Source organism: Corynebacterium sp. NPDC104732 (assembly GCF_055583565.1).
Genome location: NZ_JBVJNS010000005.1, coordinates 1 through 17,126, shown reverse-complemented (window position 1 = coordinate 17,126; position 17,126 = coordinate 1). Strand labels below are relative to the sequence as shown.

Genomic DNA, 17,126 nt, shown 5'->3' with positions numbered 1-17,126 from the left:
AGACCTAGGAAGCGGAAGGAACCGCCAGGTCAGGAGCAGCAAGGTTCCAAAGCCGACAAGCGGGAGGGCAGGACTGCGTAGCTGAGTTGGCATTACCTCACGATATCGCGGAGCGGAACCAAGTTGTTCCTGGTCACGGCCGCAGTACAGCAAGACGCAACTTTCTGTAGAACAATTGCTGTTTGTCATTACCCCCGAAAGAGGAGAATAATGAGCTGCATGTCACAAGTAGCTATGCAACGTAGCGCAGAGCGCACGTTTTTCGGTCATCCCTGGGGCCTCGCCAACCTCTTCGGAGTTGAGATGTGGGAGCGGTTCAGCTTCTACGGCCTCCAGTCGCTCCTTTTGTTCTACATGTACTACCAGACCACCGAGGGTGGACTGGCTATGGACAAGAAACTAGCTACGGCTATCGTCGGCGCCTACGGTGGCATGGTCTACTTGTCTGCGATCATCGGTGGCTGGGTAGCCGACCGCCTGTTGGGTGCCGAGAAAACAGTGTTTTACTCGGGCATCGTGATCGTCATCGGTCACCTATCCCTGGCAGTAATCCCAGGGTATCCGGGCATGGTTATCGGCCTGATCTGCATCGCCTTGGGGGCGGGCTGTCTGAAGACTGCCGCGGGAACCGTGCTGGGCAACTTGTACGCCAAAAACGATCCACGTCGCGACGCCGGTTTCTCTGTTTTCTACATGGGGATCAACATCGGCGCCCTGATCGGGCCGATGGTGACGGGTGCGCTGTGGAAGTGGTCCGGATTCCACTGGGGCTTCGGTGCCGCAGCGATCGGTATGACACTCGGGTTGATTCAGTACGCGGTGATGCGTAAACACACCATCACTCCAGAAACCCACGCCCCGGTCAACCCGCTGCCGAAGGAGAAGATGCCGCTGCTGGTGGTGGGGACCGTTGTGGGCATCGCGATCATCGTGGCGCTGTTTTACTTCAAGATCCTGCATGCAAAGCAGCTGTCCAATATCGTGGCCATCATCGCTGTGCTCACCTCGTTGTTCCTGTTTGCGCAGATGTTTACTTCTCCGCTCACCCGCCCGGAGGAGAAACGACGACTGCTGGGCTACATCCCGATGTTCATCGGTTCGGTGACGTTCTTTACCATCTTCAAACAGCAGTTCACGGTGCTCGCTGTGTACACCGATAAGCGGCTCGACCACACGTTCTGGGGGTTTGAGATCCCACCGTCATGGATTCACTCCATCAATCCGGTGTTCATTATCGTCTTTGCCGCCGTGTTCGCGGGGCTGTGGTCTTGGATGGGAGAGCGGCAGCCTTCCGCGCCACTGAAGTATGCACTGGGTACGTTTGTCATCGGCATCGCGCCGCTGGTTTTCCTTCCATTTGCCGGTGGCGGTGAGCTTTCCACGCCGTTCTGGGTGATTGTTCTGGTTTTGTTCCTCTTCACTTTGGCGGAACTGCATATTTCTCCGGTGGGGCTTTCCATGGCAACTCGCGTGGCGCCTGACGCGTTCAAGGCTCGCGCGATGTCTTTGAACCTGTTGTCGCTGTCTATCGGTACTGCGCTTTCCGGCACCCTGGCTGGCTACTATGATCCAACCTCCGCGTCCGCCGAACGGACGTATTTCATTGCGTTGTCGGCCGCAGCGTTGATTGTCAGCGCGGTGCTGTTTGTGCTGGTGAAGCCGGTTTTGAAGGCCTTCGGTGGGGTGAGGTAAGCCACCGCTGTTGGGCAGGCTTATCGACGTCCACCTGCCCGGCATCCCTCATGCCGCCTTTTCGTGACACTTTTGTTATATTTGGTTCTTTGAACCACGAAAAACAAAGGACGACGCGGTGCGCACAATCAGCTTTTTCAACAATAAAGGTGGCGTGGGAAAAACAACTCTTTCCACCAACGTTGCCCATTACTTTGCTAGCCGCGGTAAGCGCGTCCTTTACGTTGACTGTGATCCGCAGTGCAACGCTACCCAGCTGATGCTGAGCGAGGAACAAACCGAGCGGATTTACCTCAACAGCTTGGACAACGAAGCTGCGGAGAGAGATTCTTTGGCTAATACGGTGTATGCGATCTTCGTGCCACTGCGGGAGGGTGAATCGCAGATCAATACCAACATTCGCCCGTTTCGTTCGGAGCGGTTCGGGGTGGATGTCCTGGCCGGGCATCCGGCGTTGTCGCAGATTGAAGACTTGATGAGTGACGCGTGGCAGTCAGCGCTGAGCCGGCAAACCGGCCCGTTTCGTCGTATCCATTGGGCCGGTCAGCTGGCAGTAGCAATGGAGGAGCAGGATCGCTACGATGCGATCTTCTTTGACGTTGGCCCCAGCCTGGGGCCGTTTAACCGCACTGTCTTGCTCGGGTGCGATGCCTTTGTCACCCCGACAGCCACCGATCTGTTCAGCTTCCATGCCTTCGGAAACCTTGCCCGCTGGTTCAAGGATTGGGTCAGCCAGTATTCCGAGATGTGCGAGGGTAACCTCATGGAATGGGCACGCTTTTCCCCTGATGTGGATGCAAAAACGAAAGCCCTGCGCTTGGGTGGATACGACGGTCAGGGGCTGCGCTACCTGGGGTACACCACGTTGGAGTACATGAAGCGAAAGTCTAATGGGCAAGAGCAACTTGTGGGCGCCTTTGAACGCTTTCGCGGGAAGTTCGCTACCGAAGCAGAGCGGATTAAAAAGGCCCTGAGCAATTACTCCCGGGCTGATCTGCTCGGCCACGTGCCACACATGCACTCCATGCCTGCCACAGCACAGGACGCGCATGCGCCCATTATGGCGCTCACCAGCGCTGACGGGGTGAAAGGTGCCCAAATCAACCAGCGGGACAACTATGCCACGAAGATCAATGAGGTGGCAGCCCGGGTATACGATGCCTTATTTTCCTAGGCGCTAAGGCGTGCTGAAATCGGACATGATGAGCCCCGCCAGCACGCTTAAGATGCCGAAGGCGATCACTGACCACTTGTGATCGACGACGATAGCGATGAATTCACGCACCTTTGCGCTCGGCCAGAAATAGCGGGCTGTCCGTGCCCCGGTGGCATAGCCATCAAGGCCGGCTTTGCGCATCATCAGCGCTCCGCGGAAGGCGTGGTAATCGGAACTTGCTACCGCGATCCACGGGTCGTGTGGCACCCGGTCCTGGTCGCGGAGTAGCTCGGCAGAATACGTAAGGTTTTCCTCCGTGGTGGTCGATTTGTCCTCCACGATCACCCGGCTCGGGTCAACACCTTGGGAGATCGCGTATCGCGCCATGGCTTCTCCTTCGGCGCAAGGCTCGTCCGGTCCTTGGCCACCGGAAAATACCAGCACAGTATCTTTGCCACTATCGATTGCGCGCTGCGCTACCTTAATGCCGTGGTCTACTCGGCTGCGGAGCAATGGGGTGAGCTGGTCGGGATCGCGAACCTGGGCGCCAAGAACAATGACAGCGTCCGGACGTTTGCCGAAACGGTTGAAAAACCACTCGTAGAAGATCGTGTACGTAATGAAGCACACGAAAGCCAGGCCAATGTAGACGACCGTGGGAAATGCTGCCACAAACACCAGTTCAACCCGGGTGAGGTTTCTTTCCATCATTGAGGAAAGGAAGGAGAAATAGAACACTCCGGTGTAGATAAACAGAGCAGCGCCGATGATGCCGGAGGTCAATGCTGCGACCGACCTGCCCTCTTTGCGCCACACGATGAACATGTTGACCAGCAAAAACCCACCCAAGACAAGTGGGGCGGACGCCAACACGGCCATCAGTACCACGGCCATCACCAAAATGAGCGGCCCAGCCAGCCAGGAAAAGGCGAGGGAAACCCCAATCGCAATCGCCGCTATGACGATGAAAAACGTAAAAGTAAAGAGCACTCCCGGCCAAATGGAGCGAGGCTCTTTCCGGAAGAGCACCACAAAACCGATGATCAGCGCGAGGACGAGGAAAATAAGCACGCCCTCAACCTTATAAGCTCCACTACCATTGCGTCACACCGCTTATCGACGAACCAGTCAGCCCGCTCTCACAGGGGATCACCCCTGCATCGCAATCCCGCTTTTCCAGTACCCCATGAATGAAATCTGTTGGCGTGGCACCTGGTTGTTAACCAGTAGCCTGCGCATCTGGATCACGGCGGAAGATTCACCCGCAATCCAGAAGTAAGTGTCAACAAAAGGTGACGTGCTTGGGGCACTCGCATCAGCTGCCAGGGATTGTCCAGCGCGAGAAAAGCGAGGGGTTTCCCAGATGACCAGCTCCGGGTCGTATTCAGCGTCTTCGGTTTCAGGGAGCGTAGGCCGCTCAGCGGTCACCTCCACCACCAGCTGTTCCAGGTGTTGGTACAGCAGGGAGCCTGGGGCCGCACAATCTCTGGGCAACATTTGGACAGAGACCCCGGGTGGGGCAATAAGCTCCTGCGCGTCGAGCTCGCAGGGAATCTCTATGAATACCGCCCCAGTTTTGCCGACGGGCCATTCCTCCAATGTTTTTGCGATCGCTGGTAGCGCAGTTTCATCACCGAGCATGACCACGTGGTTGTGGGGGTCCGGGGTGAATTCGATGCCGGTGCCAGAGTCGTCGTCACGCGCCGGGCCGATGAGGATGATTTCCTCGCCGACCTGCGCGGTGTGCGCCCAGGAGGAGGCCGGACCTGCGGCCTCGGGGTGCAAGACGAAGTCAACATCGAGCTCGTCGTGTGCTGTGCCTGCCAGCCTGCCTGCCGGTGCGCGTCGTAACGCTCGTATGGAGTAGGTGCGCATTACACCACGGGTGGTAGGTTCCAGGTCTTTCCAGGTGGCATACCAATTTTCTTCAGGCAACTCCGGCAAGGAGCCACCGTGGGGGATGATGAGTTTTATTCGCAGGTCGCGGACCGTATCTTTCGGGCCCATGTGCTCGACGCCGTGAAAGGTGATGCGCTGGAAATGAGGGGAAATCTGTTGGGTACGGGCCACGCGCACACGAAACGGTCGGAAGGTCATGAAAGCTCCTTTGCATAAGTGGTGTGGTGTCGGCCGATGGGAGAAACCGATGGCAGGCCCGAAACTGGGTCGGTCACGATGAGCGTTTCCAAGTCGAATGCCTCGCGGGTAAGACGTTGGGTCAGTACGTCACTGGGAGCGCCCACAGCATGCAGGTGCCCATCCCGCATCGCCACCAGGTTGTCCGAGTAACGCGCAGCAAGGTTTAAGTCATGCAGCACCATGATGATGGTGGTCCCGTGGCGCCTATTGAGGTCCGTAAGTAAATCGAGGACTTCCAGTTGGTGCTTGAGATCCAGGTACGTGGTGGGTTCATCAAGGAGCAACACATCAGTTTGCTGCGCTAACGCCATCGCGATCCACGCGCGCTGTCGCTGGCCACCAGAGAGATCTTCCAGGCAGCGAGTAGCAAGTTCATCAACTTCAGTTGCCGCCATTGCTTCAGCGACAATCTCGTAGTCGGTGGCACTCCACCGTCCTAAAATTCCCTGGTAGGGTGTGCGGCCGCGACCAACCAGGTCAGCCACCGTCATCCCCTCTGGGGCAATGGGAGACTGCGGGAGCAGCCCAAGCCGCCTAGCTAGTTCCCGTGAGGAGTAGGAATTAAGGGCCTTGCCGTCGAGTTCAATAACGCCCGCCGTGGGGCGAATAAGCCGGGCTAAGGTGCGCAGAAATGTTGATTTACCACAACCGTTAGGGCCGACGATGGAGGTGATTTTGCCGGGCTCGAACGAAATAGTCAGGTCCTTGACAATGGGATCAGCCCCGTATCCAGCAGACAGTGCACGGGCTGTTAGCGTTGTAGGCAATTGGGTCACTCCTTGGCGGTGGCGAGGGGTGTCAGTGGGAAGTTTTCACGAGCAGATAGATCAGGAACGGCGCGCCGAGGCTGCCGGTGATAACGCCGACTGGGTAGCGTGTGCCGACGAGGAACTGCCCGGCAAAATCAGCTGCCAGGATCAGTAAGGCACCGACAATTCCAGCAGGTAAAACCAAGTTTGCGCCACGCGGGAAAAGCCGCATGGCAATGGGCCCGGCCATGAACGCGACGAAGGAAATTGGGCCGGTAGCGGCGGTGGCAACTGAGATCAGTGTCACCGCACCGATAAGCAGTGCGCCACGGAGCAGATTGACCCGCAAACCGAGTGAGGTAGCGACATCGTCCCCCAGCCGGAGGATTGACAGTCTATGGGTGCCGATGAGCAACAGCGGTACCACGACCCCGACGGTAACCATGAGTGGAAGGCCTCGCTCCCAGGACATATTGTTGAGTGAACCGGTCAGCCAGCGGGTAGCAGTGGGTAAATCCCAGGCGGATGCTTTTGACAACACGTAGCTGGTCCACGCTTGCAACATCGCTGCGACACCGATCCCCATCAAAATAAGTCGCGTACCAGCGAAACCCGATTTAATCGAGAGTAAATAAACCAGTCCCGCGACGCTTAACGACGTCACCAGGGCCACTGCCGAGACAACAGTCTGAGGCGCGTGAAATAACACGATCATGGTGGCGCCCGCAGCGGCTGCGCCAGCTGAAATTCCGATGATGTCCGGTGAGGCCAGCTGGTTACGCAGCATGGTTTGGAAGATGACCCCGGAAACCCCAAAGGCAAAACCAGCGACGATAGCAACGGTGGCGCGCGGGAGCCGTAGCTCACCCACCGTAAAAGACGCGCCGGGGACGGTGTCGCCACGTAATACGCCGATGACATCAGCAAGTGAGTAGAAGGAATCTCCCAGCATCAGGCTTCCCAGCCACAACGCTATGGTGAGAAGTGCGATGAGGCACAGCTTGATGAGCGTCGTGGTGGTAGCGCGTCGGCGATGGTGCCGAATGGTGGTAGCTAGTGGTGTCATAATTCCCGGATCCTTGTCTGGCGCACAATCCAGATGAACAGTGGCGCGCCGAGGAAAGGCATGATGATGCCAACTGCAACCTCTGACGGATTATGGAGCAAGCGCCCAGCGGTATCTGCGAGGGTGAGTAACACGGCGCCAGCTAAGGCATTAGCTGGGAGCAAGATACGGTGATCGGTGCCGAGGACCATGCGGATTAGGTGCGGTACGATCAGCCCCACGAACGCAATTGGGCCGGTCACAGCAGTAACCGTGCCACACAGGAGCACCGCGCCCAGTGTTGCCAATACCCGGGTACGGGTGAGGTTGATACCGAGTCCGGTGGCAACATCATCACCGAGTGCAAGTGCGTTGAGCCCATTGCAACTCAGAAAAACAATGATGAAGCCAATGCCGAGCATGGGCAGAGCTACCGAGAGGGAGTCCCACCTGGCGCCACCGACGGAGCCGATCTGCCAATTCCGGAATGCATCCATAACTTCGGCGCGTGGTAGCAAGATGGCGCTGGTCAAGCTGGACAGCGCTGCGGCCGTGGCTGCCCCGGCGAGAGCGAGTTTCAGCGGTGTCGCTCCGCCGCGGCCGATAGACCCCACGCTATAGACGAATGCTGCAGCGGCGAAGGCTCCCGTGGCGGCGATGATCATGGTGGGGAAAGGGCGGGTGACGTTGAAAAACGCAATACTGATGACCACGGCCAGAGATGCCCCAGACAAGACGCCAAAAATCCCAGGGTCAGCCAGCGGGTTACGTGTCACCGCTTGGAAAACCACCCCTGAGGTTGCGAGCGTAGCGCCGGCACACAATGCCAAAACGGTGCGCGGAATGCGTGTCCACGCTGCTGCTTCGCCCGCAGTGTCTGTTGCGCCGCGCAGCGCCGAGAGGGCTTCAGCAACCGTGATACTCCGGACCCCGAACATCAGTGAAAATACTGTCGCGGCCAGCGTGAGCGTCAGCAAGATGAAAAATACCGTGGCGACGCGGGTTCGGGGCGAGCGGAGTGCTGTGGCTGCCACAGTTACTTGAGTCCGTCGTTAAGCACGGCAAAATAACGGTCGATTGCCCATGGGATGGAGAGCGGGGAAGGATTGGCCGCAGCTCCGAGAGGCCCTTGCTCTAGGAAGACGATGTTTCCGTTTTTGATAGCTGGGATTTTAGAGAGTAGGGGGTCGGCTTGCATCTCCTTGACCTTTTTCTCATCTTCGGATGTGTCGCCGGAGGAGTAGGAGATGATGAGGTCGACGTCCGCGAACTGCTCTGGTTTTTCCGTAGCAGCTTCAACCCAGAATTTCTCTGCTGTGGCAGATTGTTCCGTGACGATGTTGGGCGCCGAAAGGCCATGGCTGGTGAGGAATCCCATGCGGGGATCCTTGATGGAGTAGAAGCCGATCTTGGATGGATCGGAGCTGCCACCGAAGGAAGTGAACAGGACCTTCTTGTTTTTCAGGTTGGGGTACTTATCGAGGCTCGCAGCAATCTTACTGTTCAGCTCTTCCGTGAGTTTCTTGCCTTCCTCCGCCTTACCGAGGGCCTGGGAGCTAATCTCGATCATCTCCTCCAGCGACGTACCCCAGGCCATCTCGGGGTATGCGACTACTGGTGCGATCTTGGAGAGGGTGTCGTAGTCCTCCTGCGTGATCCCGGAGTAGGTGGCCAGGATGAGGTCTGGTTTGGTGTTGGCTATCTGTTCGAAAGGGACGCCATCTGTTTCGTCGAATATCGCGGGTGCTTTGTCGCCGGAGTTTGCTCCGAGTTCTGTCAGCTTTTCTTCGACCCAAGGAAGAACGCCGTTGTTGTCGTCATCGCCGAATGTGGCTTTGCTGATTCCGACTGGGGTTTGACCGAGGGCGAGGGGGACTTCATGGTTGGCCCAGCCGATGCTTGCGATGCGTTGCGGGGCTTTGGTGATGGTGGTTTCACCAAAGGCGTGCTTGATGGTGACCGGGAAGGCGGATTGGGCGTCGGCCGTGCTGGCGCTGTTACTGGTGCTCTGGTTGGCGGTGTCTGCGTTTCCACATGCAGTCAGAGTGAGGGTGATGGAAGCGGCGGTAAAGGCGAGCGCCAAAGCCCGGCAAGTTTTGTTCATTTAGGTTCCTTTTAATGAAACAGCGGTTTGATCAACTAAAGCGACACTAACAAAAGCAAGCCTAACCTAACAATAAATCATTTGATGTGAGTTAGTTCTGTTTCGAGATGCGGTATTTTCGTGGATATGTCTCTCACGAAAACCCAGCAGACCCTGTTTTATCCGCTGATTGGTCGCGCGGAGGCTGCGCGGACCTGGCCCGAACTGTTTTCAGATTCTTGGGCTGAGCAGGCTCGGGAGATCGCACTCAGTCATGGGGTGGCCATTAACGATATGCCGCTATTTTCGCAGGCCTCCTATGGTTTGCGACATATCGCTTCGATAGCGGAAATCAAAACCTACCTGGCCAATCATCCTGAAGCCGCGGTGGTCAATCTCGGCTGCGGGCTGGATCGCCTGGAAGAAGATCTGGCTGAGATTCCGCACGGTCCCCTCTACAATCTGGACTTTCCCGAGGTCATCGAGTTACGCAAGCGGTGGCTACCCGCCAGCGACTCCATCGAGCTACCTTTCAGCGCATTCGATTTCGAGTGGTTGAAGCAGGTGGACGCCCGCGGGGGCTTCGTCGCACTCGCCGCAGGCGTGATGTACCTCTTTGAAATTGAGCAGGCCACAGCGCTTATCGACGCCATGGGCCGCCAGTTCCCGGGCGGAAAATTCATCTATGATGCTCAATCACCAGACGTGACCAGTCGTAGCGAACAGGTACTTGCTAGTGCCGGGCTGCCTGCCACGATGCCATTTAAGCTATCGGATCCCTACTGCGTTCGGGATTGGTCGCCTGCGATATCGAACGTTGAAATTGATTTCAACTTCATGCACTACCTCCCGCATGGGCAGCGTGAGCTACTGCCTCCTGATGTGGCCGATACCTTCACGCAGGTAGCGGAGCGGAAGGATATGTATGTGGTGAAGGTAGAGTTTTGAAAAGTTTTTCTCGCCCTGCAATGAGAGATAGCTTTCGTTAAAATAATGTGGCATGGGTTACAGTTGTTGCTTATATGCTATCTCTGATGGAATTCCGCGCGAGGCTATCTGGACACAACCCGAAGCGGGACCAGAACGCGCTAATCAGTTCGTCCAATATTACTTCAAGGATAAGTTTGTCCTCGCTGGTGAGGACTCAATCAACCATGTCGGCTGTCGCGGACCAGAACTTAACTGCGGCTCGTGGGGAAACACCGTGCTGTTTTCCGGGGATATCGACACCCTCGATGTCGACTACGACATGCCTGAAGGATTTGGGTTGTGGTACCTGCAATTGGAATCAGTGGTTGACTATGTCAACTTCGGAGTTGAGGGGGTCCATACGGGCCACGCGATTTTGAAATGGATTGTGAAACCACATGGCTCGAAGGTGTGGACTGGCCAGGCTTCTCACCACGGCGTGAAGATAATCGCCGACTCCCCGTGGGAAAGAACAAAGGAAAACCGCTGGAGTTTGAGCTCTCCTACCTCCGCGGTGAACACGCTCTACCACCTGAAGAAGAATATCCGCTGCCATTTCATCCTGGTGAATACGGTGCGGCAGCATCAATTTGGGCGTTCGGCATAGAGGGAGAAACACCAACAGGTGACGCCGTGATGACCCCTCTCATTGAACAATGCCGGGCAGCAACCGAGCACGTGAAGGTGCACCGCTTCGAATACCGGGGTTAATTTTCGTGCGTGCTTTTTGCTTTGAGTGATAGCGTCAAATCCAGATGGGCCTGACGGAACATATGGATGCGACGCTTTCATCCTGTCTAAGGGGTCAACGTAGTCAGTTGGAGATACGAGATGTTTGAACTGTCGATTGCTCAGCTAAGTGAGGAATTGCGCCGTGACCTCGCCTCTTTCGGTGAGCGCGCTCAAACCAAGGGACAGTGTGAGCCAAACATACTGCGGAAAGCAGCACGGATATTGGCAGCGCAAGTGCCACAAGGCACGACCAAGTTTGTGTGCACTCCTGAGGATCTTCCGCTGACAGTTGCGCTCAGCTTGCATACTGGCATCCCATTTTCGGTCGCTTCAGAAAAGCCTGACGTGCCAAGTGGTCATATTCTGGTGAGTTTTGTGTCGAGTGCGAATGCGCTTTCGCTAGTTGATGTGCTTGAGGAAGGCGGCGCGTAACTATGTCCGCCACCTCCTTCGCAGACCTCATTAATACATTTGCCGCCATCAGCGATCCAGCGTGCGCTGACGGGGTACAACGGCTCGGGTTCAGTGCATTAGAACGGCAATCGCATCAGGTATTCGTCGAATTTATGGAAAACCTGGGTTTGTCAGTGTGGACCGATGCAGTGGGAAATACCATCGCTGAATACCCTGGCGCACAACCGTTGCCGGCAATTGGTGTTGGTTCACATCTCGACAGTGTCTATCGGGCTGGACAATATGACGGCATTGCGGGCGTGGTGACGGCAATGCTGGTTGCGGAGAGGCTGACCCAGGAAGATGTAACAACTCGGCACCCGATTCGGTTCGTTGCCTTCGCTACCGAAGAAGGAGCGCGGTTTGGACAAGCATGTATCGGATCCCGTTTGGTTACCGGACGCACATCAGTCCAGGACTTGCAGCGATTGAAAGACAACGACGGTGTGAGCGCTTATCAAGCGATGAAGGACTGCGGACTCCGCCCGGATGCTCTTGCTGAAGCTCTCTGGAATCCAGCTGATTGGGATTCCTTTGTCGAGCTGCACGTTGAACAAGGGCCGTTTTTGGATTCGCAGGGACTAGACATCGGCGTAGTTAACCTCATCTCTGGGTCCTGCCGCTTTTCCATAACGTTTACTGGCATAGCTTCACACTCCGGTGGCACGCCGATGCACCTGAGAAAAGACGCATTCATGGCAGCAGCGGAGTTTGCCCTTGCCGCTGAAGCCATTGCACTTGATAGTGAACGCCATGGGACACGAGTGACCATCGGACAAGTCAACGTGGAGCCAGGGAGTATCACAACCATTCCAGGAAAATGCACCCTGTCAGTTGATGTCAGGGACATCGATAGCGTCCGGCAGCGCGAAACAGCGCAGGGTTTGGCGGATTTGGCTAGTGCGATTAGCGAACAGAGAGGAATTGGGCTGGAAACTCAGTACCTTTCTGACGTCGCCCCTGCCTTCTTGTCCAACAAGATTCAAACCGCGCTGGCTGACGCAGCACGCAGCGTGGGAGCTAGCCATACCCTCATGTATTCCGGTGCTAGCCATGATGCACAGATTGTCGGCTCGATCTGCGACGCTGGCATGGTGTTCGTCCCCAGCCTCAACGGCGGGGTGAGCCATTCTCCTTTAGAACTGTCGCGCGCGGAGGATTTGGAATTGGGGACGCGCGTTGTTTATGAGGCAGTTCTTCGGCTGGACCGGGAGTAAAGAAAACAAGATTAACAAGTTGAAACTCTCAAGGCTATCGAAGATGTCATGCTTGGCATTCGAAGAGCCGCGACACAGGTGGTAGCACGCAAGGCTGACAGAAACACTGATTGTTGAACAGTTCTTGTTAAGTGGAGCCAAAGGGTACACGTCACGAATCGGGCAACGAACTTAGCCTGCTTTGCAGCGGTAACCATTGGATAAAAGCGCCCTTAGCTGTAGGACAATGCAATATAGACTCCACCCCAATGATGATCTAGATCACAGGAGGGTGATTGTGGGAATTGCTACGACTTGGCTCAATGCCTGGCAGAAACTACTTGATGGTTCCGCTCAGCCCCAGGAGGTCTTTGCAGAAGACTCGTTTTGGCGGGATTTTGTCACCTTCACCTGGAATATCCATACCGCTGAGGGGATCCCGCAGATCGAGGAACTGATAGCGCATAATCCGCCGATGCTTCCGGTCGATCGGATCCTGGTGACGGAGGAGGTTGACGAAACTGAGGACGTCACCCGGGTGAGTTTCGATTTCGAAACCCCACTTTTCCTCGGCAAAGGTATCGTTCGCATCCGTGATGGCAAGGCGTGGACTTTGCTCACGAGCGCGCGAGAGCTGAAGGAGCGGAGAGAGAAGCGGGGGCGTAATCGAGAATTGGGTGCGCAGCATGGCGTGAGGACTGATCGTCGTAATTGGGCAGATCTGAAGGCAGAGCGTGTTGCAGCGCTAGGAACCACTGAACAACCTTATGTGCTGATCATCGGAGGTGGTCAGGGTGGGATCGCGCTGGCCGCGCGTCTGAAGAGGTTGAGGGTGCCGGCACTGGTCGTCGATAAGCATGCGCGCCCCGGCGACCAGTGGCGCGGTCGCTACCACTCCCTGTGCCTGCACGACCCGGTCTGGTACGACCACCTGCCCTACCTGCCATTCCCTGACGACTGGCCGTTTTTCACCCCGAAAGACAAGATGGGGGATTGGCTCGAGCACTATGTGGGGATCATGGATCTTGACTATTGGTCCAGTGCAACCTGCACCAAAGCTGAGCAAGTGGACGGTGGGTGGAAGGTTCAGATCGACCGTGACGGTGACGTGGTGGAGTTGCGGCCAACTCAACTCGTGTTTGCCACCGGTATGTCGGGTGTGCCGAACATGCCGGCGTTCCCCGGCCAGGAACAGTTCACGGGGGACATCGTGCACTCCTCGCAACACCCCGGCGGTGAGAAATATCGGAGTAAGACCGTAGTGGTGCTTGGGGCGAACAACTCCGCGCATGACATTTGCGCTGACCTGTATGAAAACGGTGCGCACCCGGTCATGGTGCAACGCTCATCGACGCACGTCTCCCGATCCGAAACATTAATGAAGCATGTCTTTGCCCCGCTCTACTCGGAAGACGCCGTGGAAGCCGGGATCGATACGGATACCGCCGATATGCTGTTCGCATCGTGGCCGTACAAACTCCTGCCCGAGGTGCAGCGGGAGGTTTTCAACACGATTCGGGAAGAAGACGCCGATTACTACCAGCGGCTCCAAGACGCCGGTTTCATGCTGGACTTCGGTGACGACGACTCCGGACTCTTCCTTAAATACCTACGACGTGGCTCCGGATACTACATCGACGTTGGTGCCTGCGAGCTCGTCGCGAACGGCTCCATCGAACTCCATTCATACTGCTCAATCGACCACTTTACTGCCGATGGCGTCGTGCTCACCGACGGTGCAGCCATTGAATGTGCGGCTGTCATCTTCGCTACCGGTTTCGGTTCCATGAGCGGCTGGGTGGAACAGATCGTCGACCGCGAAACCGCCCACAAAGTAGGCCGTTGCTGGGGGCTTGGCTCTGACACCACCAAAGACCCCGGCCCCTGGGAAGGTGAACTGCGCAACATGTGGAAACCAACCACCGTAGACAACCTCTGGTTCCACGGTGGCAATCTCCACCAGTCGCGTCACTACTCCCGATACCTGGCCATCCAGTTGGCTGCGCGATATCTAGGGATGGACACGCCCGTGCACAAGATTCCAGAAGTGAATCACGTGGGGTAGGACCTGCGCTGCTTTACGACGCCGTGGCTGGGTTACAGCCAGCCACGTCAGTTACTGATCTAGCAGGCGGTGAACCAGCTGGTTCGGGAAATCCCCGGTGGTTTCCAGCGCTACCCGGGTCGTTGCACCTTCTTCATCCTTTGGCCCTGCGAGCTGACCTCGCAAGTCCGCAATGGTTTGACCACGACCGGGGCCATCGGTGGTGTCGACGCACACTGGAACAGCGGGTGCGTAGATGGGGACTTCACTTCCAACGGCTATTGCTGCTGCCAGTGGATCGTGCAGTGCGGAACAGCGTCGTCCGTACTGGGAAAGATAAAAGTCAAAATATAGGTCAAGCATCTCACCAATAGCTCGGGCTAGTGGCCGATCAGATTCGAGAAGTTGCTTGCGGTGGGATTCTTCCAGCACATTACGAAGAGTGACATCGAGCGGAACTAGAGTTAACGGCCAGGACTGTTCCAATACGAGTTGCGCGGCTTCCGGATCGTTCCACACATTCGCCTCGGCTACCGGGGAAACATTTCCTGATTGCCATGCGGCGCCACCCATGGCGGTGACCTGTTTAACTCGCTCAGGAAGGCTCGGATCGAGATCTATCGCGGCCGCCAAGTTAGTCATCGGACCGACGGTAAGAATTTCGAGTTCACCAGGGTATTGCTTGGACAGTTCCACGATGAATTCTGGGGCGGACTGATCTATTAACGATCGGTGTGTTTCGGGCAATTCAACGTTTCCGATCCCATTGGCCCCATGAATTTCATGGGGACCTCCTTCAAAGCTGTGGGTGCGAAAATCGTGCCCACCTAGTGCAGTCGGAACATCGTCTCGGCCGTCGAGCGTGAGCATGCGCAAGACGTTTTCGGCTGCTTGCTCGGCTGATGTGTTTCCACTTACGGTGCCGACTCCCACGAGAGAGATCTCCGGGCTGGACAGCAGAAAACCAAGTGCCATGGAGTCATCGATTCCCGCATCACAATCGAAGTAAAGGGGACGATGCGAAGTAGACAAAGTCATAGTGTGCTCCTTAGAAAAATTAGTGGACAGTGCCGGGGAGTTATATCGTTTGCCCGGGCCGGGCTTTCAGAATCAAGGAACAAACGAGAGCTAGACCCGCGATCCCAAGAGCGATATACAACGCGGCAGTGAAGCCGAGGGACGTTCCGAGACCGACGTACGGTGCAACAATACCGATTCCGAGGGAAGCGCCGATACCGAAAGCAGCGCCGTTGAACGCGGGGAGAGCTCCGGGTGCTTCAGGGGAGGCGAGCACAACACCGAGTCCGTTGATGGTGGTCAGAATCATGCCGTTGTATGTCACACCGAGGACACAGATCATTGCGAAAACGATCCATTGATTGGAAGAGAACAATGCAATGACCAAAATGGCGACCATCGAGAGAATAATTCCGCCGCGAAGAACGACGAACCACCCAATCTTGCCTGAGAGGTACCCGGATACCGGTGCCGCCACAAGGCCGATAAGTGCTGGTGGCGTTAGGTACAACAGGGCAGCAACGTCCGCGCTCAGGCCAAAGCCGACGTTGGAGTTTTGGGCCAAAATGGTGACGATGAAATTGATCACCGCGAATACTGAGGCAAGACACAACAGGGTCGTCGCAATGAGCGGCCACGTAGTGCGTGACTTCAACAGATCGATGCTGAACATCGGTGAGCTAGAACGCTTTTCGATGAAGTAGAACAACGCGAACGTGGCAACTGTGCCTGCAAGAAGCAACAGCGGAATAGGGGCAAACCAGCCATCAGTACCAGCAAAATTGAAGTAGTACGTAATCAAGATGAGTGCTACGGCCATGACAGCGCCGCCTGCCCAGTCCATTTTGCCCGTCACTTCTTCTAGTGGGCGTTCTTTTACTACGAATTGGGTTGCAACAATTGCGGCAACAATGGCGCAAAGGATCACGATAAACAGCGAACGGAAACCAAAGTGCTCAGTAAGCCAGCCACCAACCCACGCGTCAATGCCAGCTACTCCGCCATTGATCGCAGTGATGACACCGATGACGGACGCGAAGGTCGCTTCGTTCGTAGCTTCCCGCAAGATCATGTATACGAGCTGGAAGATCGCGCCAGATGTTCCTTGTAAGAAGCGACCTACGAGGAGCATTGGAAAATTGACTGCGAAAATGCATACCAATGTGCCGATCGCGAGGATAGTCAGGACAATCATCAGGGTCCTTTTGCGTCCAATGAAATCTGACCAACGGGTCAAGATGACGCCTGCCACAGCACCAGCGAGGAAGAAAATGGAAGAAACTTGGCCAACTGTTCCATCACCTACCTCGAACACTCGGGCAATATGTGGCAGCGCGGGCGTCACCATTGAAGCGTTGAGCTGAAATGCTAAGACAGCAAGAACCAGCGTGGCGAGCAGGGCAAGAATCTCTCCCGTTAAGCGGGTCGTCCCTGACTGAGATGGATTGGTTCCCGTTTTTAGCGCTGTACCTGTAGGTTCCTTAATGGACATCGCTTCTAAACCTACCTTTCAACGAATGGGGTTGCCCGCAAATCGTGGACAGTTAGTTAAGCGGCCTTGGGGGTTATCGAGTTGGGCTTGGTGGGATCATTGTTGATGGCGTTTTCGAAGGCCACAGGGGTCTTCATGCCGAGCGATGAGTGAATCCGACGCCGGTTGTAGACCACCTCGATCCACTGCGCGACAGCGTTGCGTGCTTCGTTGCAGGTGGCCCACTTCTTCCGGTCATAGAATTCTGTCTTCAACGTCGACCAAAATGATTCCGACATCGCATTGTCGAAGCACACACCGGTGCGGCCGACAGACTGCGCAATTCCGAGTTCCTGGCACACCTGCCACAACTGGTCACT

16 protein-coding genes are annotated in these 17,126 nt (G+C 56.2%); 7 read left to right on the top strand and 9 right to left on the bottom strand.

Going from position 1 to position 17,126, the window contains the following annotated elements; genetic code table 11:
• Positions 1–219: 219 nt before the first annotated feature.
• Both ACZ6ZO_RS04980 and ACZ6ZO_RS04975 read left to right on the top strand, forming a co-directional pair.
• Positions 220–1,692 carry a peptide MFS transporter gene (locus tag ACZ6ZO_RS04980; RefSeq protein ID WP_465291026.1) on the top strand — a complete coding sequence of 491 codons (1,473 nt, stop codon included), beginning with the start codon at positions 220–222 and terminating at the stop codon, positions 1,690–1,692.
• 118 nt (positions 1,693–1,810) lie between these two features.
• A complete protein-coding gene (locus ACZ6ZO_RS04975) occupies positions 1,811–2,866 on the top strand; it encodes a ParA family protein (protein WP_182385632.1) in 1,056 nt (351 codons plus the stop codon).
• 3 nt (positions 2,867–2,869) lie between these two features.
• Here ACZ6ZO_RS04975 and ACZ6ZO_RS04970 read toward each other — a convergent pair whose 3' ends face one another.
• The 6 genes from ACZ6ZO_RS04970 to ACZ6ZO_RS04945 all read right to left on the bottom strand — a co-directional run bounded on the left by ACZ6ZO_RS04970 (position 2,870) and on the right by ACZ6ZO_RS04945 (position 8,885).
• A complete protein-coding gene (locus ACZ6ZO_RS04970) occupies positions 2,870–3,919 on the bottom strand; it encodes an ElyC/SanA/YdcF family protein (protein ID WP_465291024.1) in 1,050 nt (349 codons plus the stop codon).
• Between the two features lie 78 nt (positions 3,920–3,997).
• Complete coding sequence (locus ACZ6ZO_RS04965) at positions 3,998–4,945, bottom strand: siderophore-interacting protein (protein ID WP_465291022.1); 948 nt, start codon at positions 4,943–4,945, stop codon at positions 3,998–4,000.
• Positions 4,942–5,754 carry an ABC transporter ATP-binding protein gene (locus ACZ6ZO_RS04960; RefSeq protein WP_182385635.1) on the bottom strand — a complete coding sequence of 271 codons (813 nt, stop codon included), beginning with the start codon at positions 5,752–5,754 and terminating at the stop codon, positions 4,942–4,944. Before ACZ6ZO_RS04960 ends, ACZ6ZO_RS04965 begins: the two co-directional genes overlap by 4 nt.
• 31 nt (positions 5,755–5,785) lie before the next feature.
• Positions 5,786–6,802, bottom strand: coding sequence for a FecCD family ABC transporter permease (locus tag ACZ6ZO_RS04955; RefSeq protein ID WP_465291019.1), 1,017 nt, complete (start codon positions 6,800–6,802; stop codon positions 5,786–5,788).
• On the bottom strand, positions 6,799–7,719 hold the full coding sequence (locus tag ACZ6ZO_RS04950; RefSeq protein WP_374065020.1) for a FecCD family ABC transporter permease: 921 nt from the start codon (positions 7,717–7,719) through the stop codon (positions 6,799–6,801). Before ACZ6ZO_RS04950 ends, ACZ6ZO_RS04955 begins: the two co-directional genes overlap by 4 nt.
• A 98-nt stretch (positions 7,720–7,817) precedes the next feature.
• Complete coding sequence (locus ACZ6ZO_RS04945) at positions 7,818–8,885, bottom strand: iron-siderophore ABC transporter substrate-binding protein (RefSeq protein WP_465291017.1); 1,068 nt, start codon at positions 8,883–8,885, stop codon at positions 7,818–7,820.
• A gap of 126 nt (positions 8,886–9,011) precedes the next feature.
• Here ACZ6ZO_RS04945 and ACZ6ZO_RS04940 point away from each other — a divergent pair, with 126 nt between their 5' ends.
• The 5 genes from ACZ6ZO_RS04940 to ACZ6ZO_RS04920 all read left to right on the top strand — a co-directional run bounded on the left by ACZ6ZO_RS04940 (position 9,012) and on the right by ACZ6ZO_RS04920 (position 14,279).
• Positions 9,012–9,812 carry a class I SAM-dependent methyltransferase gene (locus tag ACZ6ZO_RS04940; protein WP_465291015.1) on the top strand — a complete coding sequence of 267 codons (801 nt, stop codon included), beginning with the start codon at positions 9,012–9,014 and terminating at the stop codon, positions 9,810–9,812.
• Positions 9,813–10,214: 402 nt separating this feature from the next.
• Positions 10,215–10,544 (top strand): DUF6928 family protein, encoded by a 330-nt coding sequence (locus ACZ6ZO_RS04935; RefSeq protein WP_208767898.1) that lies wholly within the window; start codon positions 10,215–10,217, stop codon positions 10,542–10,544.
• Positions 10,545–10,664: 120 nt separating this feature from the next.
• Entirely contained in the window at positions 10,665–10,997 is a 333-nt protein-coding gene (locus ACZ6ZO_RS04930; protein ID WP_465291012.1) for a hypothetical protein, read from the top strand.
• A 2-nt stretch (positions 10,998–10,999) separates the two neighbouring features.
• Positions 11,000–12,235, top strand: coding sequence for an allantoate amidohydrolase (locus ACZ6ZO_RS04925; protein WP_465291010.1), 1,236 nt, complete (start codon positions 11,000–11,002; stop codon positions 12,233–12,235).
• Positions 12,236–12,461: 226 nt separating this feature from the next.
• Positions 12,462–14,279, top strand: coding sequence for an NAD(P)-binding domain-containing protein (locus ACZ6ZO_RS04920; RefSeq protein ID WP_465291008.1), 1,818 nt, complete (start codon positions 12,462–12,464; stop codon positions 14,277–14,279).
• 51 nt (positions 14,280–14,330) lie between these two features.
• Here ACZ6ZO_RS04920 and ACZ6ZO_RS04915 read toward each other — a convergent pair whose 3' ends face one another.
• From ACZ6ZO_RS04915 to ACZ6ZO_RS04905, 3 genes are all read right to left on the bottom strand, one after another.
• Positions 14,331–15,296: a nucleoside hydrolase gene (locus ACZ6ZO_RS04915; RefSeq protein ID WP_465291006.1), complete on the bottom strand. Its 966-nt coding sequence runs from the start codon at positions 15,294–15,296 to the stop codon at positions 14,331–14,333.
• 40 nt (positions 15,297–15,336) lie between these two features.
• Positions 15,337–16,767, bottom strand: coding sequence for an MFS transporter (locus ACZ6ZO_RS04910; protein ID WP_465291004.1), 1,431 nt, complete (start codon positions 16,765–16,767; stop codon positions 15,337–15,339).
• Between the two features lie 56 nt (positions 16,768–16,823).
• Positions 16,824–17,126, bottom strand: a 303-nt coding sequence (locus tag ACZ6ZO_RS04905) for a transposase (protein ID WP_465291002.1), incomplete at its 5' end; no start/stop codon positions are given.

Coding starts and splice junctions, on each gene's coding strand:
- ACZ6ZO_RS04980 (WP_465291026.1), top strand. CDS start 220: ATGTCACAAGTAGCTATGCAACGTAGCGCAGAGCGCACGTTTTTCGGT.
- ACZ6ZO_RS04965 (WP_465291022.1), bottom strand. CDS start 4,945: ATGACCTTCCGACCGTTTCGTGTGCGCGTGGCCCGTACCCAACAGATT.
- ACZ6ZO_RS04955 (WP_465291019.1), bottom strand. CDS start 6,802: ATGACACCACTAGCTACCACCATTCGGCACCATCGCCGACGCGCTACC.
- ACZ6ZO_RS04950 (WP_374065020.1), bottom strand. CDS start 7,719: ATGTTCGGGGTCCGGAGTATCACGGTTGCTGAAGCCCTCTCGGCGCTG.
- ACZ6ZO_RS04945 (WP_465291017.1), bottom strand. CDS start 8,885: ATGAACAAAACTTGCCGGGCTTTGGCGCTCGCCTTTACCGCCGCTTCC.
- ACZ6ZO_RS04940 (WP_465291015.1), top strand. CDS start 9,012: ATGTCTCTCACGAAAACCCAGCAGACCCTGTTTTATCCGCTGATTGGT.
- ACZ6ZO_RS04935 (WP_208767898.1), top strand. CDS start 10,215: ATGGATTGTGAAACCACATGGCTCGAAGGTGTGGACTGGCCAGGCTTC.
- ACZ6ZO_RS04930 (WP_465291012.1), top strand. CDS start 10,665: ATGTTTGAACTGTCGATTGCTCAGCTAAGTGAGGAATTGCGCCGTGAC.
- ACZ6ZO_RS04925 (WP_465291010.1), top strand. CDS start 11,000: ATGTCCGCCACCTCCTTCGCAGACCTCATTAATACATTTGCCGCCATC.
- ACZ6ZO_RS04920 (WP_465291008.1), top strand. CDS start 12,462: ATGCAATATAGACTCCACCCCAATGATGATCTAGATCACAGGAGGGTG.
- ACZ6ZO_RS04915 (WP_465291006.1), bottom strand. CDS start 15,296: ATGACTTTGTCTACTTCGCATCGTCCCCTTTACTTCGATTGTGATGCG.
- ACZ6ZO_RS04910 (WP_465291004.1), bottom strand. CDS start 16,767: ATGTCCATTAAGGAACCTACAGGTACAGCGCTAAAAACGGGAACCAAT.